This window comes from Paenibacillus sp. CFBP 13594 (assembly GCF_014842675.1).
GTDB lineage: Bacteria > Bacillota > Bacilli > Paenibacillales > Paenibacillaceae > Paenibacillus > Paenibacillus amylolyticus_B.
The window spans coordinates 1-314 of the sequence record NZ_JACYVQ010000040.1 but is presented as its reverse complement, the minus strand read 5'-3'; the positions used below and the strand labels follow the sequence as shown (position 1 = coordinate 314).

Sequence of the window (314 nt, the reverse complement as noted above, 5' to 3'; positions counted from 1 at the left end):
TAGTAGCGAAGGTCATGATCTCACACTGCCAAGAAAAGCCTCTAGCCAGGTGAAGGTGCCCGTACCGCAAACCGACACAGGTAGGCGAGAAGAGTATTCTAAGGCGCGCGGAAGAACTCTCGTTAAGGAACTCGGCAAAATGACCCCGTAACTTCGGGAGAAGGGGTGCCCCGGTAGTGTGAATAGCACGAGGGGGCCGCAGTGAAAAGGCCCAAGCGACTGTTTAGCAAAAACACAGGTCTGTGCGAAGCCGTAAGGCGAAGTATACGGGCTGACGCCTGCCCGGTGCTGGAAGGTTAAGGGGAGTGGTTAGG

1 rRNA gene is annotated in these 314 nt (G+C 55.7%); it reads left to right on the top strand.

Going from position 1 to position 314, the window contains the following annotated elements:
• A 23S ribosomal RNA gene (locus IFU39_RS32545) occupies positions 1–314 on the top strand; the annotation flags it as partial.